Annotated in this window: 15 protein-coding genes; 9 read left to right on the forward strand and 6 right to left on the reverse strand. The window is 71.5% G+C overall.

Annotation, left to right across the window (positions count from 1 at the left end; all coding sequences use genetic code 11):
* Positions 1–7 precede the first annotated feature (7 nt).
* Both ACFVWD_RS05130 and ACFVWD_RS05135 read right to left on the reverse strand, forming a co-directional pair.
* A complete protein-coding gene (locus ACFVWD_RS05130) occupies positions 8–181 on the reverse strand; it encodes a hypothetical protein (protein ID WP_389594019.1) in 174 nt (57 codons plus the stop codon).
* Positions 147–1,484 carry an OFA family MFS transporter gene (locus ACFVWD_RS05135; protein WP_212726411.1) on the reverse strand — a complete coding sequence of 446 codons (1,338 nt, stop codon included), beginning with the start codon at positions 1,482–1,484 and terminating at the stop codon, positions 147–149. Before ACFVWD_RS05135 ends, ACFVWD_RS05130 begins: the two co-directional genes overlap by 35 nt.
* Before the next feature lie 232 nt (positions 1,485–1,716).
* Between ACFVWD_RS05135 and ACFVWD_RS05140 the strand changes: the two genes are divergently transcribed.
* The 5 genes from ACFVWD_RS05140 to fdhD are packed head-to-tail and all read left to right on the forward strand — an operon-like array spanning position 1,717 to position 8,163.
* Entirely contained in the window at positions 1,717–2,688 is a 972-nt protein-coding gene (locus ACFVWD_RS05140) for a 2-dehydropantoate 2-reductase (protein ID WP_384910206.1), read from the forward strand.
* Positions 2,685–4,604: a molybdopterin oxidoreductase family protein gene (locus ACFVWD_RS05145; RefSeq protein ID WP_389594020.1), complete on the forward strand. Its 1,920-nt coding sequence runs from the start codon at positions 2,685–2,687 to the stop codon at positions 4,602–4,604. Before ACFVWD_RS05140 ends, ACFVWD_RS05145 begins: the two co-directional genes overlap by 4 nt.
* A 4-nt stretch (positions 4,605–4,608) precedes the next feature.
* Positions 4,609–6,441 carry an NAD(P)H-dependent oxidoreductase subunit E gene (locus ACFVWD_RS05150; protein WP_389594021.1) on the forward strand — a complete coding sequence of 611 codons (1,833 nt, stop codon included), beginning with the start codon at positions 4,609–4,611 and terminating at the stop codon, positions 6,439–6,441.
* Positions 6,438–7,298 carry a 2Fe-2S iron-sulfur cluster-binding protein gene (locus ACFVWD_RS05155; RefSeq protein ID WP_389594022.1) on the forward strand — a complete coding sequence of 287 codons (861 nt, stop codon included), beginning with the start codon at positions 6,438–6,440 and terminating at the stop codon, positions 7,296–7,298. The genes ACFVWD_RS05150 and ACFVWD_RS05155 overlap by 4 nt, the downstream gene beginning before the upstream one ends.
* Positions 7,299–7,305: 7 nt before the next feature.
* A complete protein-coding gene (gene fdhD, locus ACFVWD_RS05160; RefSeq protein WP_389594023.1) occupies positions 7,306–8,163 on the forward strand; it encodes a formate dehydrogenase accessory sulfurtransferase FdhD in 858 nt (285 codons plus the stop codon).
* 91 nt (positions 8,164–8,254) lie between these two features.
* On the opposite strand, the gene ACFVWD_RS05165 is transcribed toward fdhD, so the two are convergent.
* Entirely contained in the window at positions 8,255–9,091 is an 837-nt protein-coding gene (locus ACFVWD_RS05165; protein WP_389594024.1) for a LysR family transcriptional regulator, read from the reverse strand.
* 149 nt (positions 9,092–9,240) lie between these two features.
* Here ACFVWD_RS05165 and ACFVWD_RS05170 point away from each other — a divergent pair, with 149 nt between their 5' ends.
* On the forward strand, positions 9,241–9,960 hold the full coding sequence (locus tag ACFVWD_RS05170) for an SDR family oxidoreductase (protein ID WP_389594025.1): 720 nt from the start codon (positions 9,241–9,243) through the stop codon (positions 9,958–9,960).
* 31 nt (positions 9,961–9,991) lie between these two features.
* Here the strand turns inward: ACFVWD_RS05170 and ACFVWD_RS05175 are convergent, their stop codons facing one another.
* The gene (locus tag ACFVWD_RS05175) at positions 9,992–10,534 is read right to left on the reverse strand and encodes an isochorismatase family protein (protein ID WP_389594026.1); all 543 of its coding nucleotides are present in this window, start codon (positions 10,532–10,534) and stop codon (positions 9,992–9,994) included.
* Positions 10,535–10,553: 19 nt separating this feature from the next.
* A complete protein-coding gene (locus ACFVWD_RS05180) occupies positions 10,554–10,994 on the reverse strand; it encodes a MarR family winged helix-turn-helix transcriptional regulator (protein WP_389594027.1) in 441 nt (146 codons plus the stop codon).
* Between the two features lie 110 nt (positions 10,995–11,104).
* Here ACFVWD_RS05180 and ACFVWD_RS05185 point away from each other — a divergent pair, with 110 nt between their 5' ends.
* The 3 genes from ACFVWD_RS05185 to ACFVWD_RS05195 all read left to right on the forward strand — a co-directional run bounded on the left by ACFVWD_RS05185 (position 11,105) and on the right by ACFVWD_RS05195 (position 15,329).
* Entirely contained in the window at positions 11,105–12,028 is a 924-nt protein-coding gene (locus ACFVWD_RS05185; protein WP_389594028.1) for a zinc-binding alcohol dehydrogenase family protein, read from the forward strand.
* Positions 12,029–12,187: 159 nt separating this feature from the next.
* Positions 12,188–14,077 carry an exo-alpha-sialidase gene (locus tag ACFVWD_RS05190; RefSeq protein WP_389594029.1) on the forward strand — a complete coding sequence of 630 codons (1,890 nt, stop codon included), beginning with the start codon at positions 12,188–12,190 and terminating at the stop codon, positions 14,075–14,077.
* A gap of 10 nt (positions 14,078–14,087) precedes the next feature.
* A complete protein-coding gene (locus tag ACFVWD_RS05195; protein ID WP_389594030.1) occupies positions 14,088–15,329 on the forward strand; it encodes a hypothetical protein in 1,242 nt (413 codons plus the stop codon).
* Here the strand turns inward: ACFVWD_RS05195 and ACFVWD_RS05200 are convergent.
* A complete protein-coding gene (locus ACFVWD_RS05200; protein ID WP_389594051.1) occupies positions 15,262–16,275 on the reverse strand; it encodes a bile acid:sodium symporter family protein in 1,014 nt (337 codons plus the stop codon). The genes ACFVWD_RS05195 and ACFVWD_RS05200 overlap by 68 nt on opposite strands.
* Positions 16,276–16,445: the final 170 nt, after the last annotated feature.

Here is a 16,445-nt window from a genome sequence, read left to right on the forward strand (position 1 = left end):
CCGGGCGTCACCCCGTGAACAGCTGCTTGGCCTTCAGGACGAGCTCGTACAGGCCGTAACAGAGGGGCGCGCCCACCCACAGCCAGGCGAAGGCGATCAGTGGAATGGAGGTCCCCCCGCTCGAGCGAAGCCGGGAGTGGGGGAGGTCAGGCGGACTGCTGGGGCTGGACGGAGTCGTCATCGGCGGCCTCCCTCGGGGCGGGGATGTGGTGGCGGGCATGGACGGGTCGCACCAGCTCATTGGCGACGAACCCGACGACCAGCAGCCCGATCATGATCAGGAACGAGGTGTCGTAGAGCTGGGCACCGTGCTTGCCCGCCTCCTTCTGGCGGTCCGCGATCCAGTTGACGATCAGCGGCCCGAGGACGCCGGCCGTGGACCAGGCGGTGAGCAGCCGGCCGTGGATGGCGCCGACCTGGTAGGTGCCGAAGAGGTCCTTCAGATAGGCGGGAATCGTCGCGAAGCCGCCGCCGTAGAAGGAGAGGATCACCAGGGCGCAGACGATGAACAGGGGCTTGGAGGAGTCCCCGAACTGCGAGATCAGCAGATACATGATCGCGCCCACGCCGAGGTAGACGCGGTAGATGTTCTTGCGGCCGATCAGGTCGGACGTGGAGGACCAGCCGATCCGGCCCGCCATGTTCGCGGCCGAGAGCAGCGCCACGAAGCCCGCGGCGGCGGAGACCGACACCGGGGTCGAGGTGTCCGCGAAGAAGTCCGTGATCATCGGGGCGGCCTTCTCCAGGATGCCGATGCCCGCGGTCACGTTCATGCAGAGCACGACCCACAGGCACCAGAACTGCGGGGTGCGCACGGCGCTGTTCGCGGACACCTGCACCCCGTCGAGCGGCGCGGGTCCGGCCTTGACCGGCGGTTTGTCGCCGCGCGGCACCCGCACCAGCAGGACGCCGAGCGTCATGAAGACGGCGTACGACAGCCCGTGCACGAGGAAGGCGAGCGCGATGCCGGAGGAGTCGGAACCGAAGGACTTCAGCATCTGCGCGGACCACGGCGAGGCGATGAGCGCACCGCCGCCGAAGCCCATGATCGCGATGCCGGTGGCCATGCCGGGTCGGTCCGGGAACCACTTGATCAGGGTCGACACGGGCGAGATGTAGCCGATGCCGAGGCCGATGCCGCCGACGAAGCCGTAGCCGAACACGATCAGCCAGTACTGCTCGGTGGCGGCGCCGAGCGAAGCGATCAGGAAGCCGGTGGAGAAGCAGACCAGGGCGACGGTCATCGCCCAGCGCGGTCCGTTGCGCTCGACGAGGGTGCCGCCGAACGCGGCGGACAGTCCGAGCATGACGATGCCGAGTTGGAAGGGCAGCGCGCTCTGGGTCCCGCTGAGGCCGAGCGCGGATTCGAGCGGCGGCTTGAAGACGCTCCAGGCGTACGCCTGGCCGATGGAGAGGTGGACGGACAGTGCGGCGGGCGGGACGAGCCAGCGGCTCCAGCCGGGTGGCGCGACGGGGGGACTCATGATCCCGGACGATAGGAAGCGGTTGCCCGGTTGTGAAGCCGTTCGACGCCAACTCGTCGACGGTATGCGGTGAGCGGTATCCATCGCGCGACGAACGGTCGACGGGTCCTGGCGGTTGCCCGTCGAGGTGCTGCGCGAAGCCTTGCCGCCCCAAGTTCCATACTGTAGACAATATTTCGTCGACAGAGTTCGGCAGTTCCTCGGTACCCTCGACCGAACGGAGCGAGCCACAGTGAAAGTCGCCGTTCTCGGCGCCGGTGCGATCGGCGCCTACGTCGGCGCCGCGCTGCACCGCGCCGGCGCCGATGTGCACCTCATCGCCCGTGGACCGCATCTTGCGGCCATGAGGCAGCACGGAGTCCAAGTCCTCAGTCCGCGCGGCGACTTCACCGCGCGCACCCATGCCACCGACGACCCGGCCGAGGTCGGCCCGGTCGACTACGTCCTGCTCGGCCTGAAGGCCAACTCGTACGCGGCGTGCGGGCCGCTGATCGAGCCTCTGCTGCACGACACCACGGCGGTGATCGCCGCCCAGAACGGCATCCCCTGGTGGTACTTCCACCGGCACGGCGGCCCGCACGACGGCCACCGCGTGGAGAGCGTGGACCCGGGCGGCGCGGTCAGTGCGGTGCTCGCGCCCGAACGGGCCATCGGGTGTGTCGTGTACGCCGCGACCGAGCTGGAAGGACCCGGCGTCGTACGGCACTTGGAAGGCACCCGGTTCTCCATCGGCGAGCCCGACCGTTCCCTGTCCGAGCGGTGCACGGCGTTCAGCGAGGCCATGACGGCCGGCGGCCTCAAGTGCCCGGTCGAACGGGATCTGCGCAACGACATCTGGCTCAAGCTGCTCGGCAACATCTCCTTCAACCCGATCAGCGCGCTGGCCCGCGCGACGATGCGGCAGATGTGCCTGCACGGCGGCACCCGAAAGGTCATCGAGATCATGATGACCGAGACGCTCGCGGTCGCCGAGGCGCTCGGCTGCGAGGTGGGCGTCTCCATCGAACGGCGGCTGGCCGGCGCCGAACGCGTCGGCGACCACCGCACCTCCACTCTCCAGGACCTGGAGCGCGGCAAGCCGCTCGAACTGGACGTACTGCTGGCGGCGGTCGTCGAGCTGGCGGACATCACCGGCGTCGAGGTGCCCACTCTGCGCACCGTCCACGCCATCTCGGACCTGCTCGCGCTGAGGAGTGCCGCATGAGGAAACGTGAATCGAAGATCTACGCCCGGCTCACGCACCCCCTGGTCCGTGACTCACGCGACGAGCCCTTCCGGCGGGCCACCTGGGACGAGGCCCTGACCCGCGCGGCGGCGGGACTGGGTGCCGCCCGCGGCGCCTTCGGCCTGTTCTCCTGCGCCCGCGCGACCAACGAGATGAACTACGTGGCCCAGAAGTTCGCCCGGGTCGTGATGGGCACGAACAACGTCGACTCCTGCAACCGCACCTGTCACGCCCCGAGCGTCGCGGGCCTGAGCGCCGCCTTCGGTTCCGGCGGCGGCACCTCCTCGTACGCGGAGGTCGAGGAGACCGACCTCATCGTGATGTGGGGCTCCAACGCCCGCTTCGCACACCCGATCTTCTTCCAGCACGTGCTGAAGGGGATCAGGAACGGGGCCCGGATGTACGCGGTCGATCCGCGCCGTACGTCGACGGCCGAGTGGGCGGAGAGCTGGCTCGGTCTGAACGTCGGCACCGACATCCCGATGGCGCACGCGATCGGCCGCGAGATCATCCACGCGGGCCTCGCCAACCACGCCTTCATCGAGCGGGCGACCAGCGGCTTCGAGGAGTACAAGGCGCTCGTCGAGCCCTGGACGCTGTCGCTCGCCGAGAAGGTGACGGGCGTACCGGCGGCGGCGATAAGGGAGTTGGCGCACGCGTACGCACGGGCCGAGCGCGCCCAGCTGTGCTGGACCCTCGGTATCACCGAGCACCACAACGGCACCGACAACGTCCGCGCGCTGATCAACCTGACCCTGCTGACCGGGCACGTAGGCCGCCACGGCTCCGGGCTCCAGCCCCTGCGCGGGCAGAACAACGTGCAGGGCGGCGGAGACATGGGCGCCATCCCCAACCGCCTCCCCGGATTCCAGGACATCCTCGACCCCGAGGCGCGGCTGAAGTTCGAGGCCGCCTGGGGCACCGTCATCCAGCCGCACTACGGGCTGAACCTGACAGAGATGTTCGAGGCCATGGAGGAGGGCACGCTCAAGGCCGTCTACTGCATCGGCGAGAACCCGGCGCAGTCGGAGGCGGACAGCGAACAGGCGGTACGGCGGCTGGGTGCCCTCGACTTCCTCGTCGTGCAGGACATCTTCCTCACGAAGACGGCCCAGTTGGCGGACGTCGTACTGCCCGCGACCGCCGGCTGGGCGGAGACGGAGGGCACCACCACCAACAGCGAGCGGCGCGTGCAGCGTGTACGCGCCGCGGTGACTCCGCCCGGTGAGGCCCGCGAGGACATCGACATCCTCTGCGACCTCGCCGCGCGCCTCGGGCACGAATGGAAGTACGAGGACGCCGAGGCCGTCTGGAACGAGCTGCGGTCGGTGTCGCCGGACCACTACGGGATGACGTACGAACGTCTGGCGGAGCACCAGGGCATCCAGTGGCCCTGCCCCGACACCGGGCGGCTCGAACCCACCTACCTGCACGGCCGGTTGTGGGCGTCCGACCCCGCCGAGCGCGGGCGGCCCGCACCCTTCGGGCTGGTCCAGCACGACCCGCCCGTCGACCTGACGGACGAGCGGTACCCGATCCGGCTCACCACCGGGCGGCGGCTCGACTCGTACAACACCGGTGTGCAGAGCGGCGGCTTCGCCTCGCCGCTGCGGCGCGGCGAGTACGTCGAGCTCTGCCCGGAGGACGCCGAGCACTACGGGGTCGTGGTGGGCGAGGAGGTCCAGATCTCCTCGCGCCGGGGATCCGTCGTGGCCCCCGTGTGGATCGACACCGCGCTGCGGCCCGGCCTTGCGTTCATGACCATGCACTTTCCCGACGAGGTGGACACCAACCAGCTGACGATCGAGGCGAACTGCCCGATCGCGGGGACGGCGGAGTTCAAGGCGTCGGCCATCCGGATCGAGAAGCTGCCGGTCGCGATTCAAGTGAGGTGATGTGGTGGATCTCCACTTCGGTGACAGCAAGCCGACGGACGAGGAGCGGGCGGCGATCGACGCGCTGCTCGGTCCTCCGGAGTCCTCGTGGGAGGGCGCCGCGCGCGATGAGATGAGGGCCGCCGACCTCAGGTGGGCGCGCGGCGGCCGGGAGGCGCGCGAACGCCGCGACCTGCTGTTGCCGGGGCTGCACGCCGTCAACGACCGGATCGGCTGGATCAGCGAGGGCGCGCTCGACTACCTGTGCCGCAGGCTGACCGTGCCGCCGGCGGAGGCGTACGGGGTCGCGACCTTCTACGCGATGTTCTCGGTGAAGCCGCGCCCCGCGACCGTGCTGCACGTGTGCACGGACCTCGCGTGCGCGGCGGCGGGCGCGGCGGAGCTGTGTGCCGGGGTCGAGGCCCGCCTCGGGCCCGGCAGCGGCGTCGGCGTCGAGCGCAGCCCCTGCCTGGGGTTGTGCGAGCGCGCTCCGGCGGCCCTCGCGGTGAGGGCGGGCGATCCGGTGCGTACGGCCGTGTCGGCGCCCACCACCGTCGCGTGGGCGGCGGAGGCGGCGAGCGCCCCCGACTCGGCGCCCGAGGAGCCGCCCGCGGCCTTCGCGGTGCCCCAGGCGGGCGATCCCTCGCTGGTGCTGCTGAGCCGTGTCGGTGTGGTCGACCCCGCCTCGCTCGACGACTACCGGGCGCACGGCGGGTACGCGGCGCTGCGGCGGGCCTTCGTACTCGGGCCGGCCGGGGTCATCCGCGAGGTCACCGACGCGGGTCTGGTCGGGCGCGGCGGCGCCGCCTTCCCCACCGGCCGCAAATGGCAGGCCACGGCGTCCCAGCCCGACCATCCGCACTACCTGGTGTGCAATGCGGACGAGTCCGAGCCGGGCACCTTCAAGGACCGGGTCGTCATGGAGGGCGACCCGTACGCCCTCGTCGAGGCGATGACGGTGGCGGCGTACGCCGTCGGCGCGCACAAGGGTTACCTCTATCTGCGCGGCGAGTACCCGCGCGCCCTGCACCGCATGAAGCACGCCATCGGGCAGGCACGCGCGCGTGGCCTGCTCGGCGAGGACGTCCTCGGCCAGGGATACGCCTTCGACATCGAGATCCGGCGGGGCGCGGGCGCGTACATCTGCGGCGAGGAGACCGCCCTGTTCAACTCGATCGAGGGGTACAGGGGAGAGCCGCGTTCCAAACCGCCCTTCCCTGTAGAGAAGGGTTTGTTCGGCAAACCCACTGCCGAGAACAACGTCGAGACCCTGGTGAACGTCCTGCCGATCCTGACGAGGGGGGCCGAGGCGTACGCGGCGATCGGCACCCCGGGCTCCACCGGTCCGAAGCTGTACTGCGTGTCGGGCAGCGTGGACCGGCCCGGGATCTACGAACTGCCGTTCGGATCGACCCTGGGCGAGCTGCTGGCACTGGCGGGCGTACGTGAGCGGCTGCGCGCGGTGCTGCTCGGCGGCGCGGCAGGCGGCTTCGTACGGCCCGACGAGCTGGACATCCCGCTCACCTTCGAGGGGACCCGGGCGGCGGGCACGACTCTCGGCTCGGGCGTGGTCATGGCCTTCGACGACACGGTCCCGCTCCCCCGCCTCCTGCTGCGCATCGCCGAGTTCTTCCGCGACGAGTCGTGCGGGCAGTGCGTGCCGTGCCGGGTCGGGACCGTGCGGCAGGAGGAGGCGCTGCACCGGATCGCCGAGCGGACCGGAGCGGCGGCGGCCGACGACGTCGCCCTGCTCAGGGAGGTCGGCCGCGCGATGCGGGACGCCTCGATCTGCGGTCTCGGGCAGACCGCGTGGAACGCCGTGGAATCCGCGATCGACCGCTTGGGGGCCTACGAATGACCGCGATACCGCTGGGAGTGCCGCGTCGGCTCGTCGAGTTCACCCTCGACGGGCAGGAGGTCAGGGTTCCCGAGGGCTCGACGATCCTCGACGCCTGCCGGGCGGCGGGCAAGGACGTCCCCACCCTCTGTCAGGGCGACACGCTCAGCCCCAAGAACGCCTGCCGGGTCTGTGTCGTCGAGCTCGAGGGCGCCCGGACCCTCGTCCCGGCCTGCTCCCGCAAGGCCGAGGCGGGCATGGCGGTACGGACGGGCACCGAGCGCGCCCGCCACAGCCGCAAGATCGTCATCGAGCTGCTCGCCTCCTCGGTCGACTTGTCGACCACCCCGGAAGTGGCCGGGTGGATCAAGGAGTACGAGGCGAAACCGGACCGCTTCGGCCCCGACGCGGCGCGCCTCCACGAGGAACCGAAGATCGACAACGGCCTCTACGTCCGCGACTACGACAAGTGCATCCTCTGCTACAAGTGCGTCGACGCGTGTGGCGACCAGTGGCAGAACACCTTCGCGATCTCGGTCGCGGGGCGCGGTTTCGACGCCCGGATCGCCGTCGAGCACGACGCCCCGCTGACCGACTCGGCGTGCGTGTACTGCGGCAACTGCATCGAGGTGTGCCCGACCGGAGCGCTGTCCTTCAAGTCGGAGTTCGACATGCGCGCGGCGGGTACATGGGACGAGTCGGCGCAGACCGAGACGACGACGGTGTGCGCGTACTGCGGTGTGGGCTGCAACCTCACCCTGCACGTGCAGGACAATGAGATCGTGAAGGTCACCTCCCCGCACGACAACCCGGTGACCCACGGCAATCTCTGCATCAAGGGCCGCTTCGGCTACCAGCACGTACAGAACCGGGACTGATCAGGACATGGGACGAGTCACGGAACGACGCAAGGTGATCCGCATCCGGGACGGGGCCGTCTCCACTCGCCCCGACACGCTCGTCGCCGAGGAGCCACTGGAGATCCGCCTCAACGGGAAACCGCTTGCGATCACCATGCGGACCCCGGGCGACGACTTCGCGCTCGCGGCGGGCTTCCTCGTCAGCGAGGGGGTCTTCGGCCGGGCCGACGAGGTGCAGAACATCGTCTACTGCGCGGGCGCCACCGCCGACGGCTCCAACACCTACAACGTCGTGGACGTCCGGACGGCACCCGGAGTCGTGCTGCCCGACATCACCCTGGAGCGCAACGTCTACACGACCTCGTCCTGCGGCCTGTGCGGCAAGGCGAGCCTGGACGCGGTGCGTACGACGGCCCGCTGGGCCATCGACGACGGCGCCGACGCTCCCCCGGTCCGGCTGGAGCCCGCTCTCCTCGCCGGCCTCCCCGACCGGCTGCGCGAGGCCCAGCGGGTCTTCGACCGGACCGGGGGTCTGCACGCTGCGGCCCTGTTCACGGAGGACGGGGAGATGCTCGACGTACGGGAGGACGTGGGCCGGCACAACGCGGTCGACAAGCTGGTCGGGCGCGCCCTGCAACGCGGCGACCTCCCGCTCTCCCGCACGATCCTGCTGGTGTCGGGCCGGGCCTCCTTCGAGCTGGCGCAGAAGGCGGTCATGGCGGGCATCCCCGTACTGGCGGCGGTCTCGGCACCGTCCTCGCTGGCGGTGGACCTGGCCGTCGAGACCGGGCTGACTTTGGTGGGCTTCCTGCGCGGCCCCTCCATGAACGTGTACGCGGGCGAGCACCGCATCGCCCTGCGGGCCGCGGCCGCCCAGGGCTGACCGGCTCCCCGCGGCACGGCGGCGGGGCCCCGACCGGCGGGGAGCGCCCCCTGCGCCGTAGGGGCCCCGCCTCAGCCCACCGCGACCGGGCTCACGGCTCCTCCGTCCGTGCCGGGTCGGCGAGAGGCGCGAGCGGGGCGAAGGCGGTGATCAGGGGCGAGCGCCGGCTCGCCTCCCAGGCGAGCAGTACCTCGTCCCGCTCCGCGTCCGGCACCGGTACGTAGGTGATGTCCGGACGCGAGTACTGCTCGGCGACGGACTCCGGTACGAGCGTGATGCCGGCCCCGCTCGCCACGGACTCGAACTTCTCCTCGATGGTGCGGATCGGCAGCTCGCCGGGACCGGGGTCGGCGTACCTCAGGCGTGGTTCGTCCGCCAGGTCGGCCAGGGCGAGCTCCGGTTTGCCCGCGAGCCGGTGGTCGGCGGGGAGCATCGCCACGCGCGCCTCGCTGAACAGCGGCAGCAGCGTGAGGCCCTGCTCGCGGATGGGGCGGCGTACGTAGGCGAGGTCGACGGTTCCGTCGAGGATCAGCCGCTCCTGGTCGTCCCATTCGACGCGGCGGGCGAGCGCCTCGACGTCCGGGTGGGCGGCCCCGAAGGCGCGCAGGGCGCGGGTCACGACGACGCCGGCCCGGAAGCCGACGACCAGCCGGCGCGGTCCGCGGGCCGCCCGGCGCACCCGACGCCGGGTGGCATCGGCGGTGGAGAGCAACAGCCCCGCGTCGTCAAGGAGTTGTTGTCCCGCGTCCGTCAACCGCACCCCGTGGCTGTCGCGTTCGAAGAGCACGGCGTCCAGGTCCTTCTCCAGGGACCTGATCTGACGGCTCAGCGCGGGCTGGGCGATGTGCAGCCGCTCCGCCGCGCGACCGAAGTGCAGCAGCTCGGCGACCGCCACGAAGTAGCGGACCTTCCGCAGGTCGAGGTCCATGGCCGCCCCTTCCGTCGTCGCGGTGGCGATGCCTTCAGGGTATCGCCGACGCCGAAACAGGTCTTGGACGACGGGCTCCCCGCGGCAGCAGGCTGGAACACGTCAAGCAAGCACGGAAGAGGAAAACGGAAGAGGGAAGGGGACCGGACATGAGTCTGCGAGGAGAGCGGGTCGTGGTCATCGGCGGCACGGCGGGCATCGGGCTCGCGGTGGCGCAGGCCGCCGCACGGGAGGGGGCGGACGTGGTGGTCGCCTCGCGTCGGCAGGCGGCCGTGGACAGCGCGCTGCGGCGGCTGCCGGGAGGGGCCGAGGGGCATGTGCTCGACGTGACGGACGAGAACGAGGTGCGCGGCTTCTTCGCACGGATCGGGGACTTCGACCACCTGGTGTTCACCGCCGGGGAGTCGCTGCTGCTGGAGGAGCTGGCGAGCGCGGACATCGACCGGGCCCGGCGCTTCCTGGACACCCGGTTCTGGGGCGCGTACGCCGCGGTCAAGTACGGTGCCCCGTCGATCAGGAAGGGTGGTTCCGTCGTGCTCACCACGGGCACCGCGGGCCGGCGTCCGATGCCGGGCACGACCGTGGCGGCCGGCCTGTGCGGGGCGATGGAGTCCCTCACCCGCGCACTGGCACTGGAGCTGGCGCCGATCCGGGTCAACGTGGTCTCCCCCGGTGTCGTCCGCACCGGACTGTGGCGCGAGCTGCCGGAGGCCGACCGCGAGGGCCTGTTCGCGTCCGCCGCGCAGTCGCTGCCGGTCGGGCGAGCCGGGGAGCCCGAGGACGTGGCGGAGGCCTACCTCTACCTGATGCGCGGCCGGTTCAGCACCGGTTCGACCGTCGTCGTGGACGGCGGCACGGTGCTGGTGTGACCGCGCGGAATCCCCTGCCCCGCTCCGCGCCTCAGCCCGCGCTGAAGTGCACCTGCGCGACGGTCACGACCGTGCCCAGGCGTGGGAAGTCGAGGCGGACCGACGCCTGGTGTTCGGGCGCGGTGAGGGCGGCCATCGCGTCCTCGGCGAACACGAGGTCGTAGCCGAGGTCGCCGGCGGCGCGGGCGGTGGACTCGACGCCGAGGTTGGTGGCGATCCCGCCGAACACCAGCGTGGAGATGCCGCGCTCCCGCAGCCGCTCGTCGAGACCGCTGCCCTGGAACCCGCCGATGGTTTGCTTCACGACCTCGAGGTCACCCTCCACCGCGAGCCCGGCGACGAGTCCGCTGCCGGGCGGCTGCTCGGGCAGCCCGGGCCGTTCGCCCCGGACGAGCACGACGAGCGCGCCCGCCTTGCGGAAGGTGGCCGCCAACTCCTCGGCGGCGGCGAGGACTTCGGTGCCCTTGCGGGGTTCCACGGGCAGGCCGACGATGCGCTCCATCAGATCCACGAGCACGAGGGCGGTGCGCGCGGGGTCGAGGGCGAGTCGGGGTTCGGTTTCGGGTGCGGTCATGACGGAACGTTAGCCCTCATCAGCCGTCCGTACCGGAAATCCGGATCAACAAGCCCATGAACTGCTCCCGCTCGGCCGCCGAGAGCGGCGAGAGAAGCGCGTCGTTGGCCTCGCGCGCCGCCTGCTCGCAGCGCGCGAGGAGGCGTGCGCCCTCCTCGGTGATGGACACCGCGTTCTTGCGACGGTCCCTGGGGTCGGGTTCACGCAGGACCAGGCCCGCGTCCTGGAGGTCGTTGAGGACACCGACCAGGTCCTTGGGGTCGAGCTGGATGCTGCGGCCCAGTTCGGCCTGGGCGACGGGACCGAGATCGGAGACGGCGGAAAGCACCACGTGATGCCACATCTTCAGGCCCTCGGCGGCCAGCGCCTCGGCGACGAGGGCACGGCCGCGGGCGGCGGCGCGGCCCAGGAGCCAGCTGGGGAGGGCACGGATGGCGGACAAGGGGGCGGAGGCGGGCATGGGACCAGTCTAGCGAATAACCGTTGGGCTTCCCAATGAATCTCGGATACCGTTGGGGCTCCCAACGAATTGAGGGCTCGCCCCCTCACCCCCTCACCCCTGGAGGTGCGATGCGTCGCGTCCGATACGAGCACACCGGCGGCCCCCTGTTCCTGGAGGACGTCCCCGTACCCGCCGCCGGACCCGGCGAACTGCTGGTGCGCGCCGAGGCGATCGGCGTCACCCTTCCCGTCGTCCGCAAGGTCACCGAGGCCGCGGAGCCGGTCCCGCTCGGCGGTGAGATCGCCGGCGAGGTCGTCGCCGTCGGCGCGGGCGTCACCCGCTTCGCGGCGGGCGACCGCGTCACCGGACTCTGCTTCGGGCACGGGTACGCCGACCACGCCCTGCTGAACGAGACCATGGCCACCCCCGTCCCGGCGGGCGCGAGCGCGGTCGACGCCGTCGCCCTCGTCCGCAGCGGGCTGGTCGCGCTCGGAGCCCTGGAGGCGGCACGCCCCGCACCCGGCGAGGCGGCGCTGATCACCGGCGCGGCGAGCGGGGTCGGCCATCTCGCCGTCCAACTCGCCCGGCTGCGGGGCGCGTCACGTGTCGTCGGGGCCGTGTCCGCGCTCGCTTTCGGCAAGGCGGAGTTCGTGCGGGGGCTCGGCGCGGACGAGGTGATCGCGTACGACTCCGAGGACTGGGGCGAGCCCGTCGACTATGTCCTCGACGCGGTCGGCGGCGATCTGCTCGCCCCGGCCGTCACGGCCCTCGCCCCGGGCGGACGGCTCGTCGCGTACAGCTCGGGCGGCGGGAGCGTGCGGGCGTACGACCTGCTGGTGGGCGCCAAGTCCGTGATCGGCTTCCAGATGGCCCGGATCGCCCGGAACGAGCCGGGGCGGTACGAGCGGTGGCGCGGGGAACTGTGGCGACTGTTCGCGGAGTCAGCCCTGCGGCCCGCCGTGCACGGGGAGTTCGCCCTGGAGGACGCGGCGAAGGCGCACGCGGCGATCGAGTCGCGGCGCAACCTGGGGAAGGTGGTGCTGCGCCCCTGACATGCGCGTTCAGATTTGGCGTGAACACGACCGGCACTCGCTTCTTGTGGGGCCGTTGAAGGCCCAAGTAGCGTCTGTGCACACACATTGGACGTCGGATGTCCGATGTCCGATGTCCCATGTCTAGATCAGCCAGGCGCATGAAGGGCAGGTCGCACCATGTCGGCACGTCTCCGCGCACGTCTGAGATCCACCCTGACCGCCGTCCTCACGGCCGCCGCACTGTGCGTGCTCGCGCTGCCGAACCCCGCGAGGGCCGACGCACCGGACGCGGCGGACGCGCCCGGTGCGTTGTTCGAGCAACAGGTGCTCTTCAGGGCCTCCCAGGATCCCGGCTACGCCTGCTTCCGCATTCCGGCCGTCGTGCGCAGCACCCACGGCACCCTGCTGGCGTTCGCCGAGGGGCGCGTGCACGACTGCGGCGACGCGGGTGACATCGACATCGTCGTCAAGCGGTCGACCGACGGCGGCCGCACCTGGGGGCCGCTCCAGGTCGTCAACGAGGGAGCGGGCGACACCCACGGCAACCCCGCCCCGATCGTGGACCGCGAGACCGGCCGCATCGTGCTGGCGGAGACGTACAACACGGGCCGCACGGACGGGCGCGGTTGCGATGTCCCCTGCGACCGCACCCCGCATCTCCAGTACAGCGACGACGACGGCCTCAGCTGGTCCGCACCGCGCGACCTGAGCTCCGAGATCCTCCCGCCGGACTGGAACTCCTGGTACGCCACCGGTCCCGTGCACGGCATCCAGCTGACCCGTGGCAGGCACGCCGGGCGGCTCGTCTTCGGCGTCAACACCGAGACCTGGAACGGCAGTCGGGTCACCGCCAACAACGCCGCCCTCATCACCAGCGACGACGACGGCGACCACTGGCGGATCGGCGCGAGCGACTCCTGGCCGATCGCGGACGACGGCACCTTCCGCCAGAAGCCGTCCGAGCTGACGCTCACGGAACGCGCCGACGGGGCCGTCCTCGTCAGCGGGCGCGAGCAGGACGGCACCGACCTCGGCCACCGCACCCAGACCGTCAGCCGCGACGGCGGCGACAGCTTCACGGCCCCCTTCCGCGGCCTCCCCGGCCTCTACGCGCCCCAGGTCCAGGGCTCCGTACTCCGCCTCGGCGACCGCATCCTGCTGGCCTGCCCCGGCGACCCCGACCGCCGCAGGACCATGATGATCCGCTCCTCGTACGACGGCGGGCGCACCTGGGACAGCGTGGACCGCGGCACGGTCGTGACCACCGACTGGTCGGGCTACTCCGACCTGGTCCGGATCGGCGACGGAGCCGTGGGGCTGCTGTACGAGGGCGGCGCGGTCGACGCGCGCGACGAGATCCGCTTCGCCCGCTTCACCGAGGGCTGGCTCACCCCGCGCCGCGGCCCCGACCCGACGACCGCCGACCTCGCCCGGCACGCCGAGCCGGCCTCGGTCCTCGGCGGCGTCCAGGAGACGGCGGGCGTGCGCGGTGGCGCGCTGGAGTTCGACGGCGCCGACGACGCCGTACGACTGCCGTATCAGGACCGACTCCCGCTCGGGACGAAGGACTTCACCGCGTCGCTGTGGTTCCGCTACACGGCCACCGACGGGGAGCAGCCGCTGCTGTGGATGGGCGGGATCGGGACGACCCAGCCGCAGGTGTGGATGCGCGCCGAGCCCGCGTCCCACAGGATCACCGCGCTGATCACCACCAGGAACGGAGCCGCGGCCCCGACCTCCGCCTCCGTGCGCACCGCGAGCGCCTACAACGACGGCCAGTGGCACCATCTCGCGCTGCGCAGGAGCGGAGGGCTGCTCACACTCTCCGTCGACGGTACGGCGGTCGGCGCCCCGGACGTGCCCGGATCGGTCAGCCGCAACTCGCCGTTCGGGGTCCATGTCGGGCAACGGATGGACAGCCGGGCGTACTTCACTGGAGCTATCGACGAAGTACGCGTCTACGACCGGGCGTTGAGCGACGACGAACTGTCCGCGCCGCCCTCCCGGGAAGTGACCCGGGACACCGTCCTGTATCTACCCATGGACCAAGTGCGCGGCGGACACTAACGTCCCGTCCGTGCCCGACGACGCACGAGCACGACGACGGACCGGGGCCGGCCTCGGTGTCCTGCTCGCCCTGGTCTGCGCGGCCGTGCTGCTCACCGCCCTCCCCGACCACGACCGGGAGGGCGGCGGCGCGTGCACGGCCCGTACGCTGCGGTCCTGGAGCGCGGACGCGCGGCTCACGGGCGAGTTCGCGCGGTACGGCGACGACGCGAGCCGTGTCGACGACTGGACCGGAGGCGACGGCACGCACTCGGTGCGGCTGCCGGACGGGCGGGTGCTGTGGCTGTTCTCGGACACGTATCTGGGCCAGGTGCACGGGCCGCCGAACCCGGTCGGCGAGTCGTACGCGTGGCGCGACACGAGCGCGCCCCTGGTGCGGAACTCGGCCGTGGTGATGTCGAAGGACGGGCGGCTGGAGACGACGCTGCCGACGCCGGTGTTCCCGGACCCGGGGCCGGGGCGGTGGCGGTGGCCGGTCGCGGCCCGTGTCGAACCCCGCTCCCCCGGCTCGTCGGAGCAGGTCGTCCGCGTCCTGTTGTGGACCCGTACCGCCGGCCAGGCCCCGTGGATCTACGGCGTGCCCACGTCCACCGAGGTCGCCACGCTCTCGCTGCCCGACCTGCGGCTCGAAGGCATCACCACGGTCCTGGACCAGAGTTTCGTGGCGGATCCCTCCCGGCGGGTGCTGTTCGGCACCTCGACGGTCGACGCGGGCGCGTGGACATATGTCTTCGGCGGCGACGACGGGCAGGCCGCCTCGCGGCCCGCCTCGCAGGCGTATGTGGCGCGGGTGCCGCGCGGCCGGCTCGGGCAGCCGGCGGCCTGGGAGTACTGGGACGGCAGCGGATGGGCGGTACGGGTACGGCCGGGGCCGGTGCTCGGCGACGGGCGGCGGACGGGGGTCGGCAGCGCGTTCACGGTGGTGCGCGACGGCGGGACGTACGTCCTGCTCACGATGGCGGCGGGCACCGCGGGCCTGACGACGATCACCTCGTACTGGGCGTGCGCGCCGACCGGCCCCTGGCACGGGCCCACCCGGAGCTTCAGTCCGTCCCTGCCGCAGGGGCAGGTGGCCGCGTACAACCCGCAGGTGCACGCGGCGCTGAGCGACGGCGACCGGCTCGTCCTGAGCTATGACGTGAACTGGCTGGACACGACGGGCGGTGTCTCGGCGCAGGCGAACCTCAGTCGGAACGTGGCGCTGTACCGACCGCGATTCGTGACGCTGCGACTGGGGGAACCGGGGTCGTAGCCGCCTCGGGGTCGTGGGCGCGGCGCTTGGCGATCACCGCGCACACCATCAGCTGCATCTGGTGGAAGAGCATCAGTGGCAGCACCGCGAGCGAGGCGTGCGCGCCGAACAGCACGCTGGCCATGGGAAGCCCCGAGGCGAGGGACTTCTTCGACCCGGCGAACTGGATCGCGATGCGGTCCTCGCGGTGGAAGCCCAGTGCCCTGCCGCCGTACCAGGTGAGGGTCAGCATCACCGCGAGCAGCACGGCCTCGACCGCGAGCAGTCCCGCCAGTCGCACCGCGCTCACCTGGTGCCATATGCCCTGCACCATGCCCTCGCTGAACGCCGTGTAGACGACGAGCAGGATCGAGCCGCGGTCGACGTACCCGAGGACCTTCTTGTGGCGCGTGATGAACCCTCCGATCCAGCGGCGCAGCACCTGCCCGGCGAGGAACGGCACCAGCAGCTGCAGCACGATCTTGACCAGCGAGTCCGCGGAGAAACCGCCGCCGCTGTTGCCCAGCAGTGCCGCGGCGAGCAGCGGGGTGACGACGATGCCCACGAGGGAGGAGAAGGAGCCGGCGCAGATCGCGGCGGGCACGTTGCCGCGGGCCATGGAGGTGAAGGCGATCGACGACTGGATGGTCGAGGGGACGAGCGTGAGGAAGAGCAGACCGGTGTAGAGGTTGTGTGTCAGGAGCACCGGTTCGAGGCCGCGGGCGGCCAGACCGAGCAGCGGGAAGACGACGAAGGTGCAGGCCAGGACGGTGACGTGGAGTCGCCAGTGCTTGAGCCCTTCGACCGCCTCACGGGTGGAGAGCCGGGCCCCGTAGAGGAAGAAGAGGAAGGCGATGGCAGCCGTGGACGCGCCCGACGCGACGTCGGCGCCCGTACCCCGCGCCGGGAGCAGCGCCGCGAGGCCCACTGTCCCGAGCAACAGCAGGATGTACGGGTCGATCGGCATCCAACTCGGCCACTGCAGGCGTTTCACGGTGCTCCACTGCTCAGACGTCGTACGGGGTCGGCCCCGGGCACGGGGGTCCCGGGGCGGGTCGTGCCCTCTCCATCGTCCTCTTCCGGCCCGCGATCGGGAATCCGTCATACCGTTCTGACTGTCATCACGATCCGCGATAA

The sequence above is a fragment of the Streptomyces sp. NPDC058086 genome (assembly GCF_042885015.1).
GTDB lineage: Bacteria > Actinomycetota > Actinomycetes > Streptomycetales > Streptomycetaceae > Streptomyces.